The organism is Pseudoduganella aquatica (assembly GCF_009857595.1).
Classification (GTDB): Bacteria; Pseudomonadota; Gammaproteobacteria; order Burkholderiales; family Burkholderiaceae_D; genus Rugamonas; species Rugamonas aquatica_A.
The window spans coordinates 245,360-265,404 of record NZ_WWCU01000005.1 but is presented as its reverse complement, the minus strand read 5'-3'; the positions used below and the strand labels follow the sequence as shown (position 1 = coordinate 265,404).

Sequence of the window (20,045 nt, the reverse complement as noted above, 5' to 3'; positions counted from 1 at the left end):
CCAGCAGCGGCAGCCGCCGCCGCATCCGGCGCCGGCGGGTGCGCCTGTGCTGGTCAGCACGCTGGCCTATGTGGCGCTGGACGAAGCCTGGGGCACGCAGCCGCGCGCCGTCTTTCTCGAACAGGCGCTGCCGCTGGTGCGCCAGCTGCTGCGCGACGCGCCGCTGGACGCCGAGGCGGCGCGCGCCGCCGGCTGGCAGATCGCGCCGCAGCAGGTGCAGCTGCTGGCGCGCTGCGCGCGGGCGCTGGCCGGTGCCGCCACCGGGGCGGACGCGAATATGGAGCTGGACCCGGAAGCGGATGCGGAGGGCATCGGCATGCGCTGCCGCGAACTGGCCGCGCACGGCGGCGAACGCATCGCCCAGCTGTCGCTGGGGCTGTGGTTTGCGCGCATGAACCGGGACGGCGAGCGCGTGCACGGCGGCATCGCGGCGGCCAATTTCAAGCGCGCCATCCGCTGGCTGACCCTGGCCGGCGAGCAGGGCCTGGCGGACGCCTGGTTCGCGCTGTCGCGCATCTATTTAAAACCGGAATTTTCCCAGCGCAGCGTCAGCGAGGCGCAGGCTTGCCTGGAGCGCGCCGCCGACCTGGGCCACAGCGCGGCGCAGCTGGAATGCGGCATGCACGCCTGGCGCACCCGGCGCGGCGGCGGGCAGAACGACGTGCGCGCGGCCTACTGGCTGCAGAAGGCGGCCGCCCAGGGCTGCGCGGAGGCGCAGGCGGCGCTGCGGCGCATCGCGCCGGACAGCGGCGGCGGCTGGGCCGCCAGCCTGCCGGGCCTGAGCCGGGAATTGCTGGGCAACCAGCCTTTGCTGGCGGCGCGGGTGGAACTGGCGGGATGGTTCGGCCTGAGCCGGGCCGAAGCGCTGCTGCTGGATGTGAAGGCGGCCGACCACGGCCATTGCCTGGTGGTCGACATCCGCGCCAGCTACGGGCGCGGCAAGCGCCGCCTGGTGTTGGTGAGCAACGCCCAGCAGCGCCAGGCGCTGGACCGCATCAGCCGCCTGTTCGACAGCGTGGATGCCGGCCTGGACGGGCCGGAAGGCAATTACCGCCAGCGCCTGTACCGGCTGAAAACCTGGCTGCCCGAGGATGAAGCCGAAGGCGAGCGCGGCGAGGACGGCGCGCCCGGCGCCCGGCTGCAGGCCGCTTAGATCTCGATCTCGCCTTCGTACACCGTCACGGCCGGGCCGGTCAGATACACCGGCTGGCCTTCGCCGGCCCAGGCGATGGCCAGTTGGCCGCCGCGCGCGTCCACCGTCACCGGCGAATCGAGCAGGCCGCGGCGGATGCCGGCCACCACGGCCGCGCAGGTGCCGGTGCCGCAGGCCAGCGTTTCGCCCACGCCGCGCTCGAACACGCGCAGGCGGATGTGCTGGCGGTTCAGCAGCTGCATAAAGCCGGCGTTGACCCGGCGCGGGAAGCGCGGATGGTGCTCGATCAGCGGCCCGGTCAGCTCCACCGGGGCCGTGTCCACGTCGCCCACCAGCTGCACCGCATGCGGGTTGCCCATCGACACCACCGACACCAGCACGGTTTCCTTGTCGCCGCCCAGTTCCAGCACCAGCGGCCACAGCGTGTCGCGGCCCTCCGCCACGCCGTCCAGGCCGTCCGCGTCGAAGGGCACGCGGGCCGGCTCGAGCACGGGCGCGCCCATGTCCACCGTCACGTTGCCGTTGTCCTCCAGGCGCGGCGCGATAATGCCGGCCATGGTCTCCACGCTGATGCTGCGCTTGTCGGTCAGGCCTTTTTGCGAGACGAACTTGGCGAAGGCGCGCGCGCCGTTGCCGCACTGTTCGACTTCGCCGCCGTCGCTGTTGAAGATGCGGTAGCGGAAGTCGCAGCCCGGCTGGGTCGGCTTCTCCACCACCAGCATCTGGTCCGCGCCCACGCCGAAGCGGCGGTCGCCCAGCTGTTTCCATTGCGCGGGCGTCAAGTCGATCTGCTGGCTGATGGCGTCGATGACCACGAAGTCATTGCCGGCGCCGTGCATCTTGGTGAATTTGAGTTTCATAGTCAGTTGGTTTTTAGCGGGCCTTGCCGTAGAAGGAAGGCTCGCCGTTGGGACGCGTCTTGAAGCGCTTATGCGTCCAGAAATATTCGGCCGGGGCCTCGCGCACGCGCTCCTCGATAAAGGCGTTCATGCGGCGCGTCGCCTCCACCATGTCGGGACCGGGGTAATTATCCCATGGCGCATAGAATTTTACCTGCCAGCCCTGGTAATCGGGCAGGAAGGTGGAGATCACCGGCATCACCTGGGCGCCGGTGGCCGCCGCGATGCGGGCCGTGGCCGACAGCGTGGCCGCCTGCACGCCGAAGAAGGGCACGAACTCGGCGTCCTTCTCGCCGAAATCCATGTCCGGCAGCATGAAATAGGGCAGCTTTTCCTTCAGCGCGCGCAGGATGGGCTTGATGCCGTCCAGGCGGGTGAACAGGCGCACCGGCTTGAAGCGGGCGCGGCCGTCGCGCAGCACCTTGTCGAACACGGCGTTCTTCTGCTGCACATACATGGACGAGGCCGAGGCCTGCATGGCGATGGCCGCGCCGGCCACGTCCAGGCAGACGAAGTGCGGGCACAGCAAAATGGTGGGCTGGCCCGTCATGGCCGCCACCGGGATGCCGGCCGACGCCGGGTGCGCGCCGTCGTAGGACACCACCTTGATCAGGCGCTGCAGGCGCCGCTCGGAGGCCCACCACAGGATGGAGCGCTCGAACACGCTGCGCGCATAGGACTGGAAGTGGCGCCGCGCCAGCGCGGTGCGCTCGGCCTCGGACAGCTCGGGCAGGCACAGGCGCAGGTTGACCAGGGTGATGTCGCGGCGCGGCTTCATGATGATGAACAGCAGCGAACCGACCGCCGTGCCGAAGCGGCCCAGCACCGGCAGCGGCAGCCAGTGCAGCAGCCACATGAATCCCAGCAGCAGCCTCATGGCGCCTCCGCCTTGGCGGCGGCGGCCGCCGCGCCGGCCGGCACCTTGTAGCGGTTGTAGCTCCAGTAGTATTGCGCCGGGGCGCGCGCGATCAGCCGCTCCATGGCGGCGTTGATGGCGCGCGCCTGCTCGGCGGTGCTGCCGTCCAGCGCGCCCTCGAAGGGCACGAAGCGGATCACATAGCCGCGCCCGAACGGCAGCCGCTCGGCGTAGGTGACGATGACCACCGCGTCGCCCATCTGCGCCAGCTTGGCCGGCAGGGTCATGGTGTAGGCGCCGCGGCCGAAGAAATCGGCGAACACGCCTTCGCCCTCCTGCGGCACCTGGTCCGGCAGCAGGCCGATCGGCAGGCCTTTTTTCAGCGTCTTGGCCAGCATGCGCACACCGGACATATTGGCCGGCGCCAGCAGCAGGTTTTTGCGCGCGCGCGCGCCCTCGATCAGCGGCTTGAGCGCGGCCTGTTTCGGCGGCCGGTACATCACCATCAGCTCGGTGCGCAGCGCGATTTCCTGCGCAACAATTTCAAAACAGCCAAGGTGTGGCGTCAGGAACACAATGCCGCGCCCGGCGTCCAGCGCGCCCTGCACCAGCTCCCAGTTCTCGGTGGTGGCGTGGCGCGACACGCGCTCCGGTGGCGCGCACCAGATAAACGGCAATTCCAGTATGCTTTTACCAGCCTCGGCAATGGCGGCGCCCAGGTGGCGCTCGAAGCCGGCTTGGCGCATATGCTCGCGCATGCGGCGGCGGTGCGAGGGCGACAGCAGGTAAACCAGCCAGCCGAGCGCGGCGCCCAGCGCATGCAGCACGGGCAGGGGAAAGACGGAAAGTAGGCGGAATAGGGTGACAAGCATGGATGATTCAGATCAGGCAAAAAGCTTTGCCTTGCCAAAAGTTTTTAAAAGAAGCGTAAAATACCACGTATGAAGGAACCGCTGAGTTAACAGACAACTTGCGAAGCGGAATATAAATATCGCTAAAGCGTCGCAAGCCGTATTGGTTGTTGCGACATGTTTACCAAACCAGTATCAGGAGCTTGCAATGTCGAACGACTATCTCTTCACCTCGGAATCCGTCTCCGAAGGCCACCCGGACAAGGTGGCCGACCAAATTTCCGACGCCATCCTCGACGCCATCCTGGCGCAAGACCCGAGAGCGCGCGTGGCCGCCGAAACCCTGTGCAACACCGGCCTGGTGGTGCTGGCAGGCGAGATTACCACGTTCGCCAACGTTGATTATATTCAAGTGGCGCGCGAAACCATCAAGCGCATCGGCTACGACAACACCGACTACGGCATCGACTACAAGGGCTGCGCCGTGATGGTGTGCTACGACAAGCAGTCGCCGGACATCGCCCAGGGCGTGGACGAAGGCGCGGGCCTGGACCTGGACCAGGGCGCCGGCGACCAGGGCCTGATGTTCGGCTACGCCTGCGACGAAACCCCGGAACTGATGCCGGCCGCGATCTACTACTCGCACCGCCTGGTCGAGCGCCAGTCGCAGTTGCGCAAGGACGGCCGCCTGCCATGGCTGCGTCCGGACGCCAAGTCGCAAGTGACGCTGCGCTACGTCGACGGCCGCCCGGTGGCGGTCGACACCGTGGTGCTGTCGACCCAGCACGCGCCTGAAGTGAGCCACAAGCAGATCGAAGAAGCCGTGATCGAAGAGATCATCAAGCCGGTGCTGCCGGCCGGCTGGCTGAAGGACACCAAATTCCTGGTCAACCCGACCGGCCGCTTCGTCATCGGCGGCCCGCAGGGCGACTGCGGCCTGACCGGCCGCAAGATCATCGTCGACACCTACGGCGGCGCAGCCCCGCACGGCGGCGGCGCGTTCTCCGGCAAGGATCCGTCCAAGGTGGACCGTTCGGCCGCCTACGCCGCGCGCTACGTGGCCAAGAACATCGTGGCCGCCGGCCTGGCGCGCCAGTGCCAGGTGCAGGTATCGTACGCCATCGGCATCGCCCGCCCGATCAACATCACCGTCTACACCGAAGGCACGGGCCTGATTTCGGACGACGCGATCGCCAAGCTGGTGCTGGAGCACTTCGACCTGCGTCCGAAAGGCATCGTGCAGATGCTGGACCTGCTGCGTCCGATCTACCAGAAGACCGCCGCCTACGGCCACTTCGGCCGCGAAGAGCCGGAATTCACCTGGGAGCGCACCGACAAGGTCGCCGCCCTGCGCGCCGCCGCCGGCCTGAACTAATGTTGTATCGCCGCCGCGCCATGCAGGCGCGGCGGTTTTTCTGCTAGAATTCCCTTCCCGAGGAGCGCTGCGACCCGCCTACAAGGCAGGCCAGGCTCGGAAATCAACACCGCGCTCACGTTACTTTTTTCAACACTGAAAGGAGGGCGTGATGAACGCCGTACTCAAATCCGCACAAGACTACATCATCGCTGACATCGGCCTGGCCGCATGGGGCGAAAAAGAAATCAAGATCGCCGAAACCGAAATGCCCGGCCTGATGGCCATCCGCGAAGAATTCGCGGCCGCGCAGCCGCTGAAGGGCGCGCGCATCACCGGTTCGCTGCACATGACCATCCAGACCGCCGTGCTGATCCGCACGCTGGAAGCGCTGGGCGCGCAAGTGCGCTGGGCCTCGTGCAACATCTACTCCACCCAGGACCACGCCGCCGCCGCCATCGCCGCCGCCGGCACCCCGGTGTTCGCCGTCAAGGGCGAGAACCTGGACGAATACTGGGAATACACCCACCGCATCTTCGAATGGCCGGGCGAGGGCGTGTACTCCAACATGATCCTGGACGACGGCGGCGACGCCACCCTGCTGCTGCACCTGGGCACCCGCGCCGAAACCGACATCTCGGTGCTGGCCAACCCCGGCTCGGAAGAAGAAATCTGCCTGTTCAACTCGATCAAGGCCCACCTGGCGAAAGACGCCACCTGGTACTCCAAGCGCCTGCCGGCCATCCTGGGCGTGACCGAGGAAACCACCACCGGCGTGCACCGCCTGTACCAGATGCACAAGGAAGGCAAGCTGGCTTTCCCTGCGATCAACGTCAACGATTCCGTCACCAAGTCCAAGTTCGACAACCTGTACGGCTGCCGCGAATCGCTGGTGGACGGCATCAAGCGCGCCACCGACGTCATGATCGCCGGCAAGATCGCCGTCATCGCCGGCTACGGCGACGTGGGCAAGGGCTCGGCGCAAGCCATGCGCGCGCTGTCGGCGCAAGTGTGGGTCACCGAAATCGATCCGATCTGCGCACTGCAGGCGGCGATGGAAGGCTACCGCGTCGTGACCATGGACTACGCCGCCGAACACGGCGACATCTTCGTCACCTGCACCGGCAACTATCACATCCTGACCGAACAGCACATGCTGGCCATGAAAGACCAGGCCATCGTCTGCAACATCGGCCACTTCGACAACGAGATCGACGTTGCCGCGCTGAAGAAATACCAGTGGGACAACATCAAGCCACAGGTCGACCACGTGATCTTCCCTAGCGGCAAGCGCATCATCCTGCTGGCCGAAGGCCGCCTGGTGAACCTGGGCTGCGGCACGGGCCACCCGTCGTACGTGATGTCGTCCTCGTTCGCCAACCAGACCATCGCCCAGATCGAACTGTTCGTGAACACCAAGGACTACCCGGTCGGCGTGTACGTGCTGCCCAAGCACCTGGACGAAAAAGTCGCCCGCCTGCAACTGCGCAAGCTGAACGCGCAGCTGACCGAGCTGACCGAAGAGCAGGCCGCCTACATCAATGTGAAAAAAGAAGGCCCTTACAAGCCTGAACACTACCGTTATTAATCGGCACAGGCGGGTTACGCTACGCTAACCCGCCCCACGGTCCCTTGCGGACCGCGTGCCGTAGGGCGGGTTAGGCGCACGCCGTCACCCGCCGGCTCCGTTGCGAGGCTTATCTATGCGTTTGGTCCTTACCTGGTTAATCAATGCCGCGGCGCTGTTCGCCGTGCCCTACCTGATGCATTCCGTCGATGTCACAAGCATAGGCGCAGCCCTGGTCGCAGCCTTAGTGCTGGGCCTGGTTAACACACTGATACGTCCCGTCCTGCTGCTGCTCACCCTGCCTGTCACGGTGCTGTCGCTGGGCCTGTTCATCCTGGTCATCAACGGCTTCATGTTCTGGCTGGTGGCGCACTGGGTCGACGGCTTCCACGTGGACAGCTTCTGGGCTGCCATGGGCGGCGCGATACTCTACAGTGTGATTTCCTGGGCGCTATCCACCTTACTTCTGAAGAATGCCGATGGACACCCATAATTTCAGTATTGAATTCTTTCCGCCCAAGACGGCGGAAGGCGCGGAGAAGCTGCGCGTTGTGCGCGCCAAGCTGTCCGAGCTGCATCCCAAATATTTCTCCGTCACCTTCGGCGCCGGCGGCACCACGCAGACCGGCACGCTGGACACGGTGCGTGAAATCCTCGCCGCAGGCGAAGACGCCGCGCCGCATTTGTCCTGCGTAGGCGGCACGCGCGAATCGATCCGCGCCATCCTGAACGAATACAAATCGCACGGCATCAAGCGCATCGTGGCGCTGCGCGGCGACCTGCCGAGCGGCTACGGCGCCTCGGGCGAGTTCCGCTACGCCAACGAGCTGGTGGAGTTCATCCGCGCCGAAACCGGCGACTGGTTCCACATCGAAGTGGCGGCCTATCCGGAAGTGCACCCGCAGGCCAAGTCGCCGCAGGACGACCTGCTGGCCTTCGAGCGCAAGGTGAAAGCGGGCGCCAACGCCGCCATCACCCAGTACTTCTACAACGCCGACGCGTATTTCCAGTTCGTCGAGCAGACCCGGAAGCTGGGCATCCAGGTGCCCATCGTGGCCGGCATCATGCCGATCACCAACTACACCCAGCTGATGCGCTTCTCCGACATGTGCGGCGCCGAGATCCCGCGCTGGGTGCGCCTGAAGCTGGCCAGCTTCGGCGACGACAGCGCCTCCATCAAGGCCTTCGGCCTGGACGTGGTGACGGGCTTGTGCGAGCGCCTGCTCGCGGGCGGCGCGCCCGGCCTGCACTTCTACAGCATGAACCAGGCCGCCGCCACCACGGCGCTCTGGCAGCGGCTGGTTTAAGGCCGCTGGCGGGTTACGCGCTCCGCGCTAACCCGCCCTACGCCCTGGTACGCGCATGGCTTATCGTAGGGCGGGTTAGGCGCAGCCGTAACCCGCCAGCTCCGTCAGCACCGTATCCAGCGCAATGTCGTGGCTGTCATCCGGAAAGTCGGCCTGCAGGCAGGAGTAGGCAATGCCGACCGTCTCGGGACGCGGCGTGCGCGCCAGCGTCCGGTCATAGAAGCCGCCGCCATACCCCAGCCGGTAGCCATGCCGGTTGTAGCCCAGGCAGGGCACCAGCAGCGCGGGCGGATACGCCTCCATGCGCAAGTCCGCCGGCACCGCCACCCCCATTGCATCCTTCACCATCGCCTCGCCGATCCGCCAGTGCGCGAACTCCAGCGCCGCGTCCTTTTGCACCACCACCGGCAGCAGCAGCCGCACGCCGCGCCGCGCCAGTTCCGCGTAGGCCGCATGCAGGTCCGGCTCGCCGCTCAGCGGCCAGTACACGCCCAGCACCGCCACCTTGTTTTTGCGCTGCCATGCCAGCACCTGTTCACACAGCGCGCGGTCCCATTGCGCGCGCACCTCAGGCGCCAGCGCGCGGCGCGCCGCCAGCATCTGTTTGCGCAGCGCCGATTTCGGGTTGCCGTCCTCTGGCGGAGCTAGGGGCTGGGGTGGGTTGCGTGGTATTCTAGGGTCGCTGCTCATGTCTCGGATATGTCTTGAATTTTTGTGAGAGTCGTACATTGATTTCCAGGTCGAAATGGATTGCCGGCGCAGTAGCTTTATGCGCCATTACCAGCTTGGCTCACGCCCAAGACGCTGGCGCGGACACCCGCAAAGAAGACGATGCCTTCCTGCTGCTGCGCGAAGCGGTGCGCAAGGACGAGACCCAGAAGGCAGACTTCTATGCCGCCCGCCTGCCCAGCTATTCCATTCCGTCCTATGTTGATTATTATCGGCTGAAATCGCACTGGCGTGACGCCACCACTTACGAGATCCGCGAATTCCTCAAGCGCTACGAAGGCAGCGCCATCGCCGACCGCCTGCGCAACGACTGGCTGCTGGAGCTGGGCCGCAAAAAAGACTGGCCCAATTTCGACGACCAGCTGCCGCAGTTCGTGCTCAACGACGACACCCAGGTGAAGTGCTACGCGCTGCAATCGAAGGCCCTGAAAGGCCTGAAAGTGGCGGACGACGCGCGCGCCCTGCTGACCGCGCCGAACGGCTACGGCGAGGCCTGCGCGGGCCTGATCGCCACGCTGTTCCAGGCTGGCCAGTTCAGCGCGGAGGACGTGTGGGCGCAAGTGCGCCTGTCGGGCGAATTCAACGCCACCGGCCAGGCGCGCCGCGCCATCCTGCTGCTGGGCGGCGTGGACAAGAAGATCACGCAGGCAGTGGACCTGCCGCTGGTGGCCATCGCCAAAGGCCCGGGCAGCGGCCGGATCGACCATGAAACCTTCCTGGTGGCCGTGGGCCGCGCCGCCAAGACCAGCATGAAGCTGGCCGTGCTGGCGCTGGAAAAAGCCTCCCCCAAACTGAGCGCGCAGGAGCAGGCCATAGGCTGGGCCGCCGTCGCGCTGCAATCGTCCTACTCGCTGTCGCCCGAGACCGCCGGCTACTGGCGCAAGTCCGAAGGCGCGCCGCTGTCCATCGACCAGCACCAGTGGAAGACCCGCATCGCGCTGCGCAGCGGCGACTGGAAGCAGGTCAAGAAAAACATCGCCGCCATGCCGGAAGCGCTGCGCACCGACCCGGCCTGGATCTACTGGCGCGCCCGCGCGCTGATGGCGGAAGCCGGCGCGGTTCATCCCACGCCGGAAGCGGCACAGCTGCTGCGCGGCATTACCGACCAGGCCAATTTCTACGGCCTGCTGGCGCAGGAGGAACTGGGCAAGTTGATCTCGATTCCGCCGCCGGGCGCGCCGCTGGCGCCGGCCGAAGTGGCCGCCATCGGCGAACGCCCCGGCTTCCAGCGCGCGCTCAAATTCTTCGGCATGCGCCTGCGCTTCGAAGGCACGCGCGAGTGGAACTGGGAGCTGCGCAGCCTGGACGAACGCGGCCACCTGGCCGCCGCCGAATTCGCGCGCCAGAACCATATCCTGGACCGCATGGTGAACACCTCCGACCGCACCCGGGTGCAGGTCGACTACACCCAGCGCTACCCCTCGCCGCACGACGACATCATGCATCCGGCCACGCAGACGCTGGGCCTGGACAAGGCCTGGGTGTACGGCATCATCCGCCAGGAATCGCGCTTCATCATGGACGCGCAGTCGCACGCAGGCGCCTCCGGCCTGATGCAGGTCATGCCGTCCACCGCGCGCTGGGTGGCCAAGAAGATAGGCGTGACCGATTTCGTGCAGGACGCCATCACCGACGTGAAGACCAACATCATGCTGGGAACGAACTACATGAACATGGTGCTGGGCAGCATGGACGGCTCGCAGGTGCTGGCCACCGCCGCCTACAACGCCGGGCCGGGCCGCCTGCGCACCTGGCGCTCCACGCTGGACAAGCCGATGGAGAGCGCGGTCTTTATCGAATCGATTCCATTCTTCGAAACCCGCGTCTACGTGAAGAACGTGATGTCCAACGCCACCTATTACGCCGCCCTGTTCGAAGGCCGCCCGCAGTCGCTGAAAGCGCGCCTGGGCACGGTCGGGCCGAAAGGCTACACCGAGCAGGAACGCAGCGAAGCCAGCTTCGGCGGCCGATAAATTAAAAAACTCAGGAACAGATATGCAAACCACCGTTTTGGATCCCACGCTGACGCAAACCCTGGCTGCCGCGCGCGAGCCCGGCCTGACCCTCGTTATCGGCAACAAGAACTACTCCTCGTGGTCAATGCGGCCGTGGGTGGCGATGACCGCCTTCAACATCCCCTTCCAGGAAGTGCGCGTGCTGCTGGACCAGGCCGACACCGGCAACAAGATCGCCGAGTATTCGGCTTGCGGCCGCGTGCCGGTGCTGCTGGCGGGCGAGATGACGATCTGGGACAGCCTGGCCATCTGCGAATACCTTGCCGAGCAGTTCCCCGAAAAGCACCTGTGGCCGCAGGACGTGGCCGCGCGCGCCATGGCGCGTTCGGTCTGCGCCGAAATGCATTCGGGCTTCTCCAGCCTGCGCAACTCCATGTCCATGAACATCAAGGGCAGCTACCCGGGCAAGGGCCGCACGCCCGGCACCCAGGCCGACATCGGCCGCATCAGCGAAATCTGGGAAGAGTGCCTGAGCCGCTTCGGCCACCACGAATTCCTGTTCGGCGACTTCTCCATCGCCGACGCCTACTACGCGCCGGTGGTGATGCGCTTCAAGACCTACGGCGTGGTGCTGCCGCCCGCGCTGAACGCCTATTGCGAGCGCGTGCGCGCCCATCCCGCCGTGGCGCGCTGGGTGGCCGAGGCCCTGGCCGAAACCGAAACCTGCCCCCAGCACGACGCGGAAATGCCGGACTGATATGGCGATGAAGATTTACGTGGTGGGCGGCGCCGTGCGCGACGAGCTGCTCGGCCTGCCGGTGCAGGACCACGACCACGTGGTGGTCGGCGCCACGCCGGAGGACATGCTGGCGCAGGGCTACCGCCCGGTGGGCAAGGATTTCCCTGTCTTCCTGCACCCGAAAACGCAGGAGGAGTACGCGCTGGCCCGCACCGAGCGCAAGACCGCGCCCGGCTACAAGGGCTTCGTGTTCCACACCTCGCCCGACGTCACGCTGGAGGACGACCTGGTGCGGCGCGACCTCACCATCAACGCCATCGCCAAGGCGGAAGACGGCACGCTGACCGACCCCTACAACGGCCGCCGCGACATCGAGCAGCGCATCTTCCGCCACGTGTCGGACGCGTTCGCGGAAGACCCGGTGCGCATCCTGCGCGTGGCCCGCTTCGCCGCGCGCTACCCCGACTTCACGGTGGCTCCCGAAACCAACGCGCTGATGCGGCAGATGGTGGAGCAGGGCGAAGTGGACGCGCTGGTGCCCGAGCGCGTGTGGCAGGAAGTGTCGCGCGGGCTGATGGAGCAGCAGCCCTCGCGCATGCTGCAAGTGCTGCGCGACTGCGGCGCGCTGGCGCGCATCCTGCCCGAGCTGGACGCGCTGTGGGGCGTGCCCCAGCCGGAAGCGCACCACCCCGAAATCGACACCGGCGTGCACATGCAACTGGTGGTGGATTACGCCGCCGCGCGCGGCCACGAGCTGCCGGTGCGCTTCGCCTGCCTGATGCACGACCTGGGCAAAGGCCTCACGCCGCCGGAAAAATGGCCCTCGCACCACGGCCACGAAGGCGACGGCGCCAAGCTGGTGGAGCAGGTGTGCAAGCGCCTGAAAGTGCCCAGCGAATGCCGCGACCTGGCCGTGATGACGGCGCGCGAACACGGCAACGTGGGCCGCGCGCTGCAGCTGCGGCCGAACACGATAGTGAAACTGCTGGAGCGCTGCGACGCCTTCCGCAAGCCCGCCCGCTTCACGCAGATGCTGCTGGCCACCGAATGCGATTCCTGCGGCCGCGAAGGCAATGGCGTCAGCTTCCGCGACAAGCCCTTCCCGCAGCTGGCCCATCTGGAAGCCGCGCTGGCCGCCGCGCGCGCCGTGAACGCCGGCGAAATCGCCCAGGGCAGCGCCGGCAATCCGCAGCGCATCCCCGAACTGGTCCACAGCGCCCGCGTCGGCGCCGTGCGCACCGCCTTCGGCGCCAGCGAGGACGAGGAGTACTGACTTTAGCCTAGCAGATCGAGCCCTGAGTGCTCTTCCCAGTGACAACGTTGAGCCCTAGATAGCATGCGTATCCTTGGGCCGAAGTGTAGGTGCAGGAAATGTCGCCGCGCGCTCTTTCCCTGTAATCACTGGCTGCGCTACAGGTATCCTTCGAGTCGGGGCCGATCTGGTTGAACAAGTCTCTTGCGAGCCCCCCTTTAAACATGAAGGCTATTTTTCTGTCTTTTTTGGTCGGCGGAAGCATTTCGGATAAAGTGCCACCATAGACTTGGTAGTCTCCGTTCAATGGTTTTGGCGGCGCACCTTGCCATTCATCTGATTTCTTCTCGCCAGCACGAACGTCGGAAAAAATTGCAAGAGCGCAGACCACTAATACCGCATCGATTTTCATTTTGGTTCCCGGATTTTGGCGTGAAAGTGATCGTCATGGCCGATTAATGAGCGGACGCGGCCTCCTAGTGCTTGCTGTACCTTGTCATCGTTGAAGTACACGACTTTTACCATGGGGTGCTCGACAAATAGCCGAATGAGTTTGATCGTCTGTTCGCAATCATAGACATCATCAAAGCGTGAGACACGGGCGGCTTGGCCAGTAAGCTGGTCCTTTCGGATGGGGCGGCAGTCTACTTCGATACCTTTTTGATGGCTCTTGTGTTTGTCATACGGAAGCCCGCCATCAATGCTGATGTTTCCGATACCAAACTTACGATCAGATATAGCTTGCCATTCCCGTTCGACGTGAAATATCAGCGACAGCAGGTTGGAGTGGGCATATTGCGCCAAATGCCCTGTGTTTTTCCTGCCGCCGACGTTTCCGTACACGTAGTAAGCTGCGTCTTCGGGCGCTTGCGGCAACATGAAATAGCCGCGTGTATCCTTGGGTTGGACTTCAAGCATTGTCCGCTCCCTCATGCAATTCGGTTGATCGATAAATCCCATCCGCCTGCCGTATTGCCGCCAGCGCCGCCGCCGATTTTCTGTTGCGTATACTTCCATCTCACTTTGGCAAAGCGCAGACCGAAGGAATCATTCAGGATATTGCCCTCATCAGCCACTTGATCCATATTGCTGATGAGGACATTTTCGAGTTCGACCTCATAGTATTTGACGGGCATGCCCAATCCATCAGCCCGCATGAACTCAAGCTTTGCTTTGGGAATCGTGCGCCCCATTGAGCATGTCTGCATCAGGATCGGGGACGCCAAGTCTGCAACTTTGGTGAGCGACAGCGTGCGGTGCTCGCACCTTTCGGCAGTGTGGCCACCTCCTGTAGAGGCAGTGGCGCTCTTGGGCTGCATCACGCCCCAGTGTGCAGAGGTAATCTCGATCCAGCCTTGATGCGCTGAATCCGCCGATTCGCCTTTGATGCCATCGATTTGCAGGTACACGTCGATTGCCATAAGTGCCTCCCAAGTGGTTGATGGTTGCTCAAAGCATTGTTACTCAGGCGTAAACGCGTGGGTTGCGACACGTCAAGGACAGACAACTTCACTAAAATTGCAATGTCGAACGAAAATTGGTCACGCTAGAGGCAGGCCTCGATTTTCGTTTTTCAATTCGGATACAATGGGGTTTCATGCTGCGCCGCACAACGCGCGGCGAGGGAGTGATGAGTGACCAGACTGAACATGTTTCGCAATCCGCTGCGGCGCTGGCTGAAGGGCGGCCAGTACCGGCCGACCGTGATGGTCAAGGAGCTGGCCGAGCGCGACCGGCGGCGCATGCTCAAGCATTTCCTGGCGCTGGAGCGGGGCGACCGCCTGTTGCGCTTCGGTTCCTACCTGGGCGACGAACAGGTTGCCAAGTACGCGCAGGGCATCGATTTTTCGCGCGACATGGTGTTTGGCGTCTACAACCGCGTGTTCAAGCTGGTGGCCGTGGGCCACCTGGCGTTTGCGCCCAAGGAAACCAAGAAGTCCGCCACCGAGAAGGAGCGGGTGGCGGAGTTCGGCGTGTCGGTGTCGAAGTCGGCGCGCGGGCTGGGCATAGGCTCCAAGCTGTTCGAGCGCGCCGCCATCCACTGCCGCAACAACGACGTCGACACGCTGTATATGCACTGCCTGTCGTCCAACCAGACCATGATGCATATCGCCAAAAAGGCCGGCATGCAGATCCACCGCGACTACGGCGAGGCGGACGCCTACCTGAAGCTGGAGGCGGCCAATCCGGCCAGCATGCTGCAGGAGGCGGTGGAGGAGCAGGTGGCCACGCTGGACTACGCGCTCAAGGCCAATACCCGCGCCGCCGCCAAATGGCTGGACAAGCTGCCCGGCCGTAAAAACAAGCTTTAGAACACCGCGTCCAGCGCCACGCTGACCAGCTTCGAATTACCGCTGAAGGCGATGTGGCTGCGGTCTATCACTTTGTCGAACTGGATCTTCAGGTCCATATTCTTGCGGAAGTCCCAGCGCAGCGCCACGAAGCGGGTGTTGTCGATCTGCAGGTCGGTGTACAGGTCGGTCTGCTTTTCCGTGTAGTGCGAATAGCCGGCCAGCGGCGTGAAGTCGCCGATCTTGTAGCCGGCCGTGGCGGTCCAGCTGCGCGCCTTGTAGTCCTGGGCCGGGCGGCGGAAGGTATTGGCTTCGGCGCGCAGCAGGAAGTTGTTGTAGTCCACGCTGGCCGACACGCCCATGATGCGCTGGCGCAGGCCGCGCGTCACCACCGCGTCCTCGGCGGCGGCCGGGTAGCTGGTCAGGTCGATGGTGTTCTGCATGTAGATCATGCGCACGCCCACGTAGTCGTTGGACACGTCCAGGTAGCCGCCCAGGATGCGTTTCCACGCGTCGTCCACCCTGGCGCCGTAGTAGATGCGCTCCATTTCCTTGTTGTTCTTCGTGACTTCCTGGCCGGTGAAGATATTGCCGATCACGGCCCAGTCGCCCAGCGTCTTGCGGTGGCTCAGGTTGACGCCGTTGTAGGCGCCGATTTCCCAGCCGTAGATGTCCTGCGGCACGCGTATCCACGGCAGCGTGTAGCCGATGTAGACGCTGTCGGAATAGGCGTAGATCGGCAGGCGGCGGCGGCCGGCCTGCAGCGTGGTCTCGGGCGTGATGTCCCAGGTGACGTAGGCCCAGTCGATCTCGCCCTTCATTTTTTCCGAGGCGCGGCTGACCACTTGCGCGGTGGCCGACAGCTGCTCGCTGAATTTGTATTTCAGCTGCACGCCGGCCAGCGACTCTTCGGCCAGGCTGACGCGGCTCTTGTCGTACACGGCGCCGTGCTCGTAGTTGGCGATGTAGCAGGGGCAGTCGAATTCGTTCCACTGGCCCTGGGTGCCGCCGTAGGCTTTGCCGGCGGCCAGGGTGCCGAAGCCGGAGATGGTGAAGTCGCCCGCGTGCGCGGCGCCCAGGCTGGCGGCGCCCAGCAGCAGGCCGGTAATCAGTTTGTTCATGGGTATGCTCAGCAATTAATTCAGGGTGGCGACGATCTTGACGCTGGCGTCGACGTCCTTTTTGTCGATGTAGCCGATGCGGGTGGGATCGGCGGCGACGGTTTTCTTCATGTCCTGCTCGCTCTCGACTTCCTGCGGCGGCGTGCCGCCCCCGGTGAAGATGAGCTTGGACCAGATCGAGCGCACCTGGGCAGGATCTTTATGGCAGGCCTTGGCGTAGAACTGGTCGCGCGCGGCGTTTTTTTCCGGCAGGTTGACCGGGGCCGGCAGCTTGGTCTTGCCGAGGTAGGATTGGCAGATCAGCTCGGCCGCAGGCACGCTGGCCTTGGACGAGACGATGACCACCAGTTCGGCGCGCGCGGGCTGGGCCAGCGCGGCCGCCAGCAGCAGCGCGCTGCCGCCGGCCAGGAATTTCTGGTTCATATTTAGTGCTTTGCTAGGAGGGGAAAAGAGGAACTGGCGGCCAGGCGCGGCGCGGCGTCCTGGCCGAGTTTGAACACACTCACCACCTGGGCCAGGTTGGTGGCCTGCTCCAGCAGCGAGCCGGCCGCCGCCGAGGCCTGCTCGACCAGTACGGCGTTCTGGCGCGTGTCGTGGTCGATCTCGCCCAGGGCGCCCTGGATGTGCTCGATCTCGCCGCTTTGCGCCTGGCTGGCGGCGGTGATCTCGGCCATGATGCCGGTCACGCTGGCGATGCTGCTGACGATGTCGTTCATGGTCTCGCCGGCCTGGTCGACCAGGCGCGCGCCGTCGTCCACGCGGCGCACCGAGTCGTCGATCAGGGTCTTGATTTCCTTGGCGGCGGCGGCCGAGCGCTGGGCCAGGCTGCGCACTTCGGAAGCCACCACGGCGAAGCCGCGCCCCTGCTCGCCGGCGCGGGCCGCTTCCACGGCCGCGTTCAGCGCCAGGATGTTGGTCTGGAAGGCGATGCCGTCGATCACGCCGATAATGTCGACAATCTTGCGCGAGGAGGCGTTGATGGCGCCCATGGTGTCCACCACTTGGGCCACCACGGCGCCGCCTTTCTCCGCCACGCCGGACGCGTCGCCGGCCAGCTGGTTGGCCTGGTGGGCGCTGTCGGCGTTCTGGCGCACGGTGGCGGTCAGCTGGCGCATGGACTGCACGGTCTGGTCCAGCGCGCCCACTTCGCGCTCGGTGCGCTGGGCCAGGTCGGCGTTGCCCGCCTCGATCTCGTGCGCGGCGCCGGCGATGGTGTCGCCCGCCGCGCGGATGCGCTGCATGGTGCTGGCCAGCTTGTGCTGCATGTTGTGCAGGCTGAGCAGCAGGCTGCCGCTGTCGTCCGGCAGGGTATTGATGCGGCTGGTGAAGTCGCCGTCGGCGATGGTGACGGCGATCTTGATCGCGTACTCCGGCTCGCCGCCCAGCTGGCGCCACAGCAGGCGGATAATCACGTAGGAGGCCAGGGCCAGGCAGGCCACGGTCACCAGCGCCACCACGATATTGAGCTTCATCAGGAAGTTGACGTCGCGCGTGCTGTCGCCCAGGGTGGCGGTGAGCTGCTTGCTCTCGGCCGCATAGCTCTGGCCCAGGTCCTGCTGCAGTACTTTCAGCGCGGCCTGCATGGCGGCGATGGTCTTGGGCGCGTCGCCGCTTTCCAGTCCCAGCATGATCTTGCCGGCCTGCAGCGTGGGCTGGTAGTAGGCGCTGAACTCGGCGCCCAGGCGCTCGGCCGCCGGCGCGTGGCCGTCAACCTTGCCCAGGGTGGCCAGCGTGGCGCGGATGCGCTGCGCGGAATTCTGGATCGCCACCAGGCCGTCCTGCTCGCCGTCCGCCACCGCGTGCTGCATGCCTTCGGAGATGGCCTGCACGTCGCGGATCAGGGAATTGAGATGGTCCAGCGCCGGGTAGTCGACGCTGCCGGCGCGTGCAATGTGCGCCAGGGCGGAGGAGGTGTAGCTTTGATTGATGCCGAGGCCGGTGGCGAACAGAAGCGCTGCGATCGCTGGGATGGCCCAGATACGCTGCTTGAAAGTAAGTTGCATTTTAGGTAGGCACTGTAGTGTAGCTGACATGATATATTCATGTCCCACAGGCAATTCTCACCAATTCTCACTTACTTGCAAAACGCTACTATATTAGCGCCGGTTTAGCGCAAACCTGTTGCCTTTCCGCATCAAACCAGGGGCAGGGCGGTGGTGTCCTTGATGCGCTGCAGGGCGAAACTGGACTTCACGTCCAGCACGGCGGGGTGGCGCAGCAGGGTGGCCATCATGAAGCGCGAGAAGTGGTCCATGTCCTCCACATGCACGCGCAGCAGGTAGTCCATTTCGCCGGTCATGGCGTAGCAGGCCACCACTTCCGGCCATTGCTCAACCGCCACCGCGAAGTCGGCGCGCGGCGAGGTGCCGCCCGGATTCACGCCCAGCGCGCGCGCGGTGCTGTGGTTGGCGGCGGCGGCGTCGCTGTGCTTTTCCAGGCGCACGTTCACATAGGCCAGCAGGCCCAGGCCGATCTTGTCCGGGTCCAGCAGCGCCACGTACTGGCGGATCACGCCCTCTTCTTCCAGCCGCTTGATGCGGCGCAGGCACGGCGATGGCGACAGGCTGACTTGCTCGGCCACGTCCTGGTTGGACAGGCGGCCGTCGCCCTGCAAAATTGCCAGAATCTTACGGTCGGTTTTGTCGAGCGCAATCTTGGTCATAAATCCCTCTTTTGGTCAGGTTACAAGCAATATTATTGCGCACATCGGCGGCGTCCGGGAATTGTTCGCAATTTAATGCCCCCCCTGCGGGACTATACTGGGCGGAAAATAAGCAGAGGAGACACGCATGAAATTCGAGTCCTGGGACAACCCTATGGGTACCGATGGTTTTGAGTTTGTCGAATACGCCGCGCCGGACCCCAAGGCCCTGGGCGCGCTGTTCGAAAGCATGGGCTTTACCGCCATCGCACGCCACCGCCACAAGGATGTAACCCTGTACCGCCAGGGCGACATCAACTTCATCATCAACGCCGAGCAGGACTCGTTCGCGCAGCGCTTCGCGCGCCAGCACGGCCCGTCCGTGTGCGCCATCGCCATCCGCGTGGACGACGCCGCCTTCGCCTACCAGCGCGCGCTGGAACTGGGCGCCTGGGGCTTCGACAACAAGACCGGCCCGATGGAGCTGAACATTCCCGCCATCAAGGGCGTGGGCGACTCGCTGCTGTACTTCGTGGACCGCTGGCGCGGCAAGAACGCCGCCAAGGGCGTGCCGGCCGGCGCCATCGGCGACATCAGCATCTACGACGTGGACTTCGTGGCGATACCCGGCGCGGTGGCCAACCCGGTCGTGGCCGGTCATGGCCTGACCTATATCGACCACCTGACCCACAATGTGCACCGCGGCCGCATGAAGGAATGGGCGTCGTTCTACGAGAACCTGTTCAACTTCCGCGAAATCCGCTACTTCGACATCGAAGGCAAGCTCACCGGCCTGAAATCGAAAGCCATGACTTCGCCGTGCGGCAAGATCCGCATCCCGATCAATGAATCGTCGGACGACAAATCGCAGATCGCCGAGTACCTGGACGCCTACCACGGCGAGGGCATCCAGCACATTGCGCTGGGTACGGACAATATCTACCAGTCCATCCAGGCCATGCGCGACACCGGCATCGTGTTCCAGGACACCATAGAAACCTACTACGAGCTGGTGAACCGCCGCCTGCCGCACCACGGCGAGAACCTGGAAGAGCTGCGCCGCCTGCGCATCCTGATCGACGGCCACAGCACCGAAAGCGAGCGCGAGCTGCTGCTGCAGATTTTCACGCAGAACGTGATCGGGCCTATCTTCTTCGAGATCATCCAGCGCAAGGGCGACCAGGGTTTCGGCGAGGGGAACTTCCGCGCGCTGTTCGAGTCCATCGAGCTGGACCAGATCAAGCGCGGCGTATTGAAAGACGACAAGGCCGCCGTTTGAATTTGGCGGGTTACGGCTTCGCCTAACCCGCCCTACGTAACATCAGCACTA

Annotated in this window: 21 protein-coding genes and 1 riboswitch; of the genes, 10 read left to right on the top strand and 11 right to left on the bottom strand. The window is 64.7% G+C overall.

The genetic code is table 11. The features are described 5' to 3' along the window. On the top strand, positions 1-1,153 hold a 1,153-nt coding region (locus tag GTP77_RS07485; protein ID WP_161071531.1), incomplete at its 5' end, for a tetratricopeptide repeat protein. Here the strand turns inward: GTP77_RS07485 and dapF are convergent. The 3 genes from dapF to GTP77_RS07470 are packed head-to-tail and all read right to left on the bottom strand — an operon-like array spanning position 1,150 to position 3,780. Then, entirely contained in the window at positions 1,150-2,013 is an 864-nt protein-coding gene (gene dapF, locus GTP77_RS07480) for a diaminopimelate epimerase (RefSeq protein WP_161071530.1), read from the bottom strand. The genes GTP77_RS07485 and dapF overlap by 4 nt on opposite strands. Positions 2,014-2,026: 13 nt before the next feature. Next, the gene (locus GTP77_RS07475; RefSeq protein WP_161071529.1) at positions 2,027-2,929 is read right to left on the bottom strand and encodes an LpxL/LpxP family acyltransferase; all 903 of its coding nucleotides are present in this window, start codon (positions 2,927-2,929) and stop codon (positions 2,027-2,029) included. Continuing rightward, positions 2,926-3,780, bottom strand: coding sequence for a lysophospholipid acyltransferase family protein (locus tag GTP77_RS07470; RefSeq protein WP_161071528.1), 855 nt, complete (start codon positions 3,778-3,780; stop codon positions 2,926-2,928). Before GTP77_RS07470 ends, GTP77_RS07475 begins: the two co-directional genes overlap by 4 nt. Positions 3,781-3,967: 187 nt before the next feature. On the opposite strand from GTP77_RS07470, the gene metK reads away from it, so the two are divergent. The 4 genes from metK to metF all read left to right on the top strand — a co-directional run bounded on the left by metK (position 3,968) and on the right by metF (position 7,987). After that, entirely contained in the window at positions 3,968-5,134 is a 1,167-nt protein-coding gene (gene metK / locus GTP77_RS07465; protein ID WP_161071527.1) for a methionine adenosyltransferase, read from the top strand. 53 nt (positions 5,135-5,187) lie between these two features. After that, a riboswitch (S-adenosyl-L-homocysteine riboswitch) is annotated at positions 5,188-5,258 on the top strand. A gap of 27 nt (positions 5,259-5,285) precedes the next feature. After that, positions 5,286-6,701 (top strand): adenosylhomocysteinase, encoded by a 1,416-nt coding sequence (ahcY, locus tag GTP77_RS07460; RefSeq protein ID WP_161071526.1) that lies wholly within the window; start codon positions 5,286-5,288, stop codon positions 6,699-6,701. 115 nt (positions 6,702-6,816) lie between these two features. After that, positions 6,817-7,173, top strand: a complete 357-nt coding sequence (locus GTP77_RS07455; RefSeq protein ID WP_161071525.1) for a phage holin family protein — start codon at positions 6,817-6,819, stop codon at positions 7,171-7,173. Further along, entirely contained in the window at positions 7,160-7,987 is an 828-nt protein-coding gene (metF, locus tag GTP77_RS07450; protein ID WP_161071524.1) for a methylenetetrahydrofolate reductase [NAD(P)H], read from the top strand. The genes GTP77_RS07455 and metF overlap by 14 nt, the downstream gene beginning before the upstream one ends. Positions 7,988-8,062: 75 nt before the next feature. Here metF and GTP77_RS07445 read toward each other — a convergent pair whose 3' ends face one another. Further along, positions 8,063-8,677, bottom strand: coding sequence for a 5-formyltetrahydrofolate cyclo-ligase (locus tag GTP77_RS07445; protein ID WP_161071523.1), 615 nt, complete (start codon positions 8,675-8,677; stop codon positions 8,063-8,065). Between the two features lie 38 nt (positions 8,678-8,715). Here GTP77_RS07445 and GTP77_RS07440 point away from each other — a divergent pair, with 38 nt between their 5' ends. The 3 genes from GTP77_RS07440 to GTP77_RS07430 are packed head-to-tail and all read left to right on the top strand — an operon-like array spanning position 8,716 to position 12,683. After that, entirely contained in the window at positions 8,716-10,689 is a 1,974-nt protein-coding gene (locus tag GTP77_RS07440) for a lytic transglycosylase domain-containing protein (protein ID WP_161071522.1), read from the top strand. Positions 10,690-10,711: 22 nt separating this feature from the next. After that, on the top strand, positions 10,712-11,428 hold the full coding sequence (locus tag GTP77_RS07435) for a glutathione S-transferase family protein (protein WP_161071521.1): 717 nt from the start codon (positions 10,712-10,714) through the stop codon (positions 11,426-11,428). A gap of 7 nt (positions 11,429-11,435) precedes the next feature. Beyond that, complete coding sequence (locus tag GTP77_RS07430) at positions 11,436-12,683, top strand: multifunctional CCA addition/repair protein (RefSeq protein WP_161071552.1); 1,248 nt, start codon at positions 11,436-11,438, stop codon at positions 12,681-12,683. 7 nt (positions 12,684-12,690) lie between these two features. On the opposite strand, the gene GTP77_RS07425 is transcribed toward GTP77_RS07430, so the two are convergent. From GTP77_RS07425 to GTP77_RS07415, 3 genes are read right to left on the bottom strand one after another with little or no spacing between them, the layout of a single operon-like run. Next, on the bottom strand, positions 12,691-13,074 hold the full coding sequence (locus tag GTP77_RS07425; RefSeq protein ID WP_161071520.1) for a hypothetical protein: 384 nt from the start codon (positions 13,072-13,074) through the stop codon (positions 12,691-12,693). Next, the gene (locus GTP77_RS07420; protein WP_161071519.1) at positions 13,071-13,580 is read right to left on the bottom strand and encodes a M74 family metallopeptidase; all 510 of its coding nucleotides are present in this window, start codon (positions 13,578-13,580) and stop codon (positions 13,071-13,073) included. The genes GTP77_RS07425 and GTP77_RS07420 overlap by 4 nt, the downstream gene beginning before the upstream one ends. A gap of 11 nt (positions 13,581-13,591) precedes the next feature. Further along, positions 13,592-14,083, bottom strand: a complete 492-nt coding sequence (locus GTP77_RS07415; protein ID WP_161071518.1) for an Hcp family type VI secretion system effector — start codon at positions 14,081-14,083, stop codon at positions 13,592-13,594. A 228-nt stretch (positions 14,084-14,311) separates the two neighbouring features. Here GTP77_RS07415 and GTP77_RS07410 point away from each other — a divergent pair, with 228 nt between their 5' ends. Next, a complete protein-coding gene (locus GTP77_RS07410; RefSeq protein ID WP_161071551.1) occupies positions 14,312-14,974 on the top strand; it encodes a GNAT family N-acetyltransferase in 663 nt (220 codons plus the stop codon). On the opposite strand, the gene GTP77_RS07405 is transcribed toward GTP77_RS07410, so the two are convergent. From GTP77_RS07405 to GTP77_RS07390, 4 genes are all read right to left on the bottom strand, one after another. Further along, positions 14,971-16,074 (bottom strand): porin, encoded by a 1,104-nt coding sequence (locus GTP77_RS07405; protein WP_161071517.1) that lies wholly within the window; start codon positions 16,072-16,074, stop codon positions 14,971-14,973. The two genes, GTP77_RS07410 and GTP77_RS07405, sit on opposite strands and share 4 nt — an antisense overlap. A gap of 15 nt (positions 16,075-16,089) precedes the next feature. Further along, the gene (locus tag GTP77_RS07400) at positions 16,090-16,497 is read right to left on the bottom strand and encodes a hypothetical protein (RefSeq protein ID WP_161071516.1); all 408 of its coding nucleotides are present in this window, start codon (positions 16,495-16,497) and stop codon (positions 16,090-16,092) included. Positions 16,498-16,499: 2 nt separating this feature from the next. Further along, positions 16,500-18,077, bottom strand: a complete 1,578-nt coding sequence (locus GTP77_RS31030; protein WP_308807699.1) for a methyl-accepting chemotaxis protein — start codon at positions 18,075-18,077, stop codon at positions 16,500-16,502. Between the two features lie 131 nt (positions 18,078-18,208). Further along, positions 18,209-18,736, bottom strand: a complete 528-nt coding sequence (locus tag GTP77_RS07390) for an Lrp/AsnC family transcriptional regulator (RefSeq protein WP_161071514.1) — start codon at positions 18,734-18,736, stop codon at positions 18,209-18,211. Between the two features lie 127 nt (positions 18,737-18,863). Between GTP77_RS07390 and hppD the strand changes: the two genes are divergently transcribed. Next, positions 18,864-19,994 carry a 4-hydroxyphenylpyruvate dioxygenase gene (gene hppD / locus GTP77_RS07385; protein WP_161071513.1) on the top strand — a complete coding sequence of 377 codons (1,131 nt, stop codon included), beginning with the start codon at positions 18,864-18,866 and terminating at the stop codon, positions 19,992-19,994. Positions 19,995-20,045: the final 51 nt, after the last annotated feature.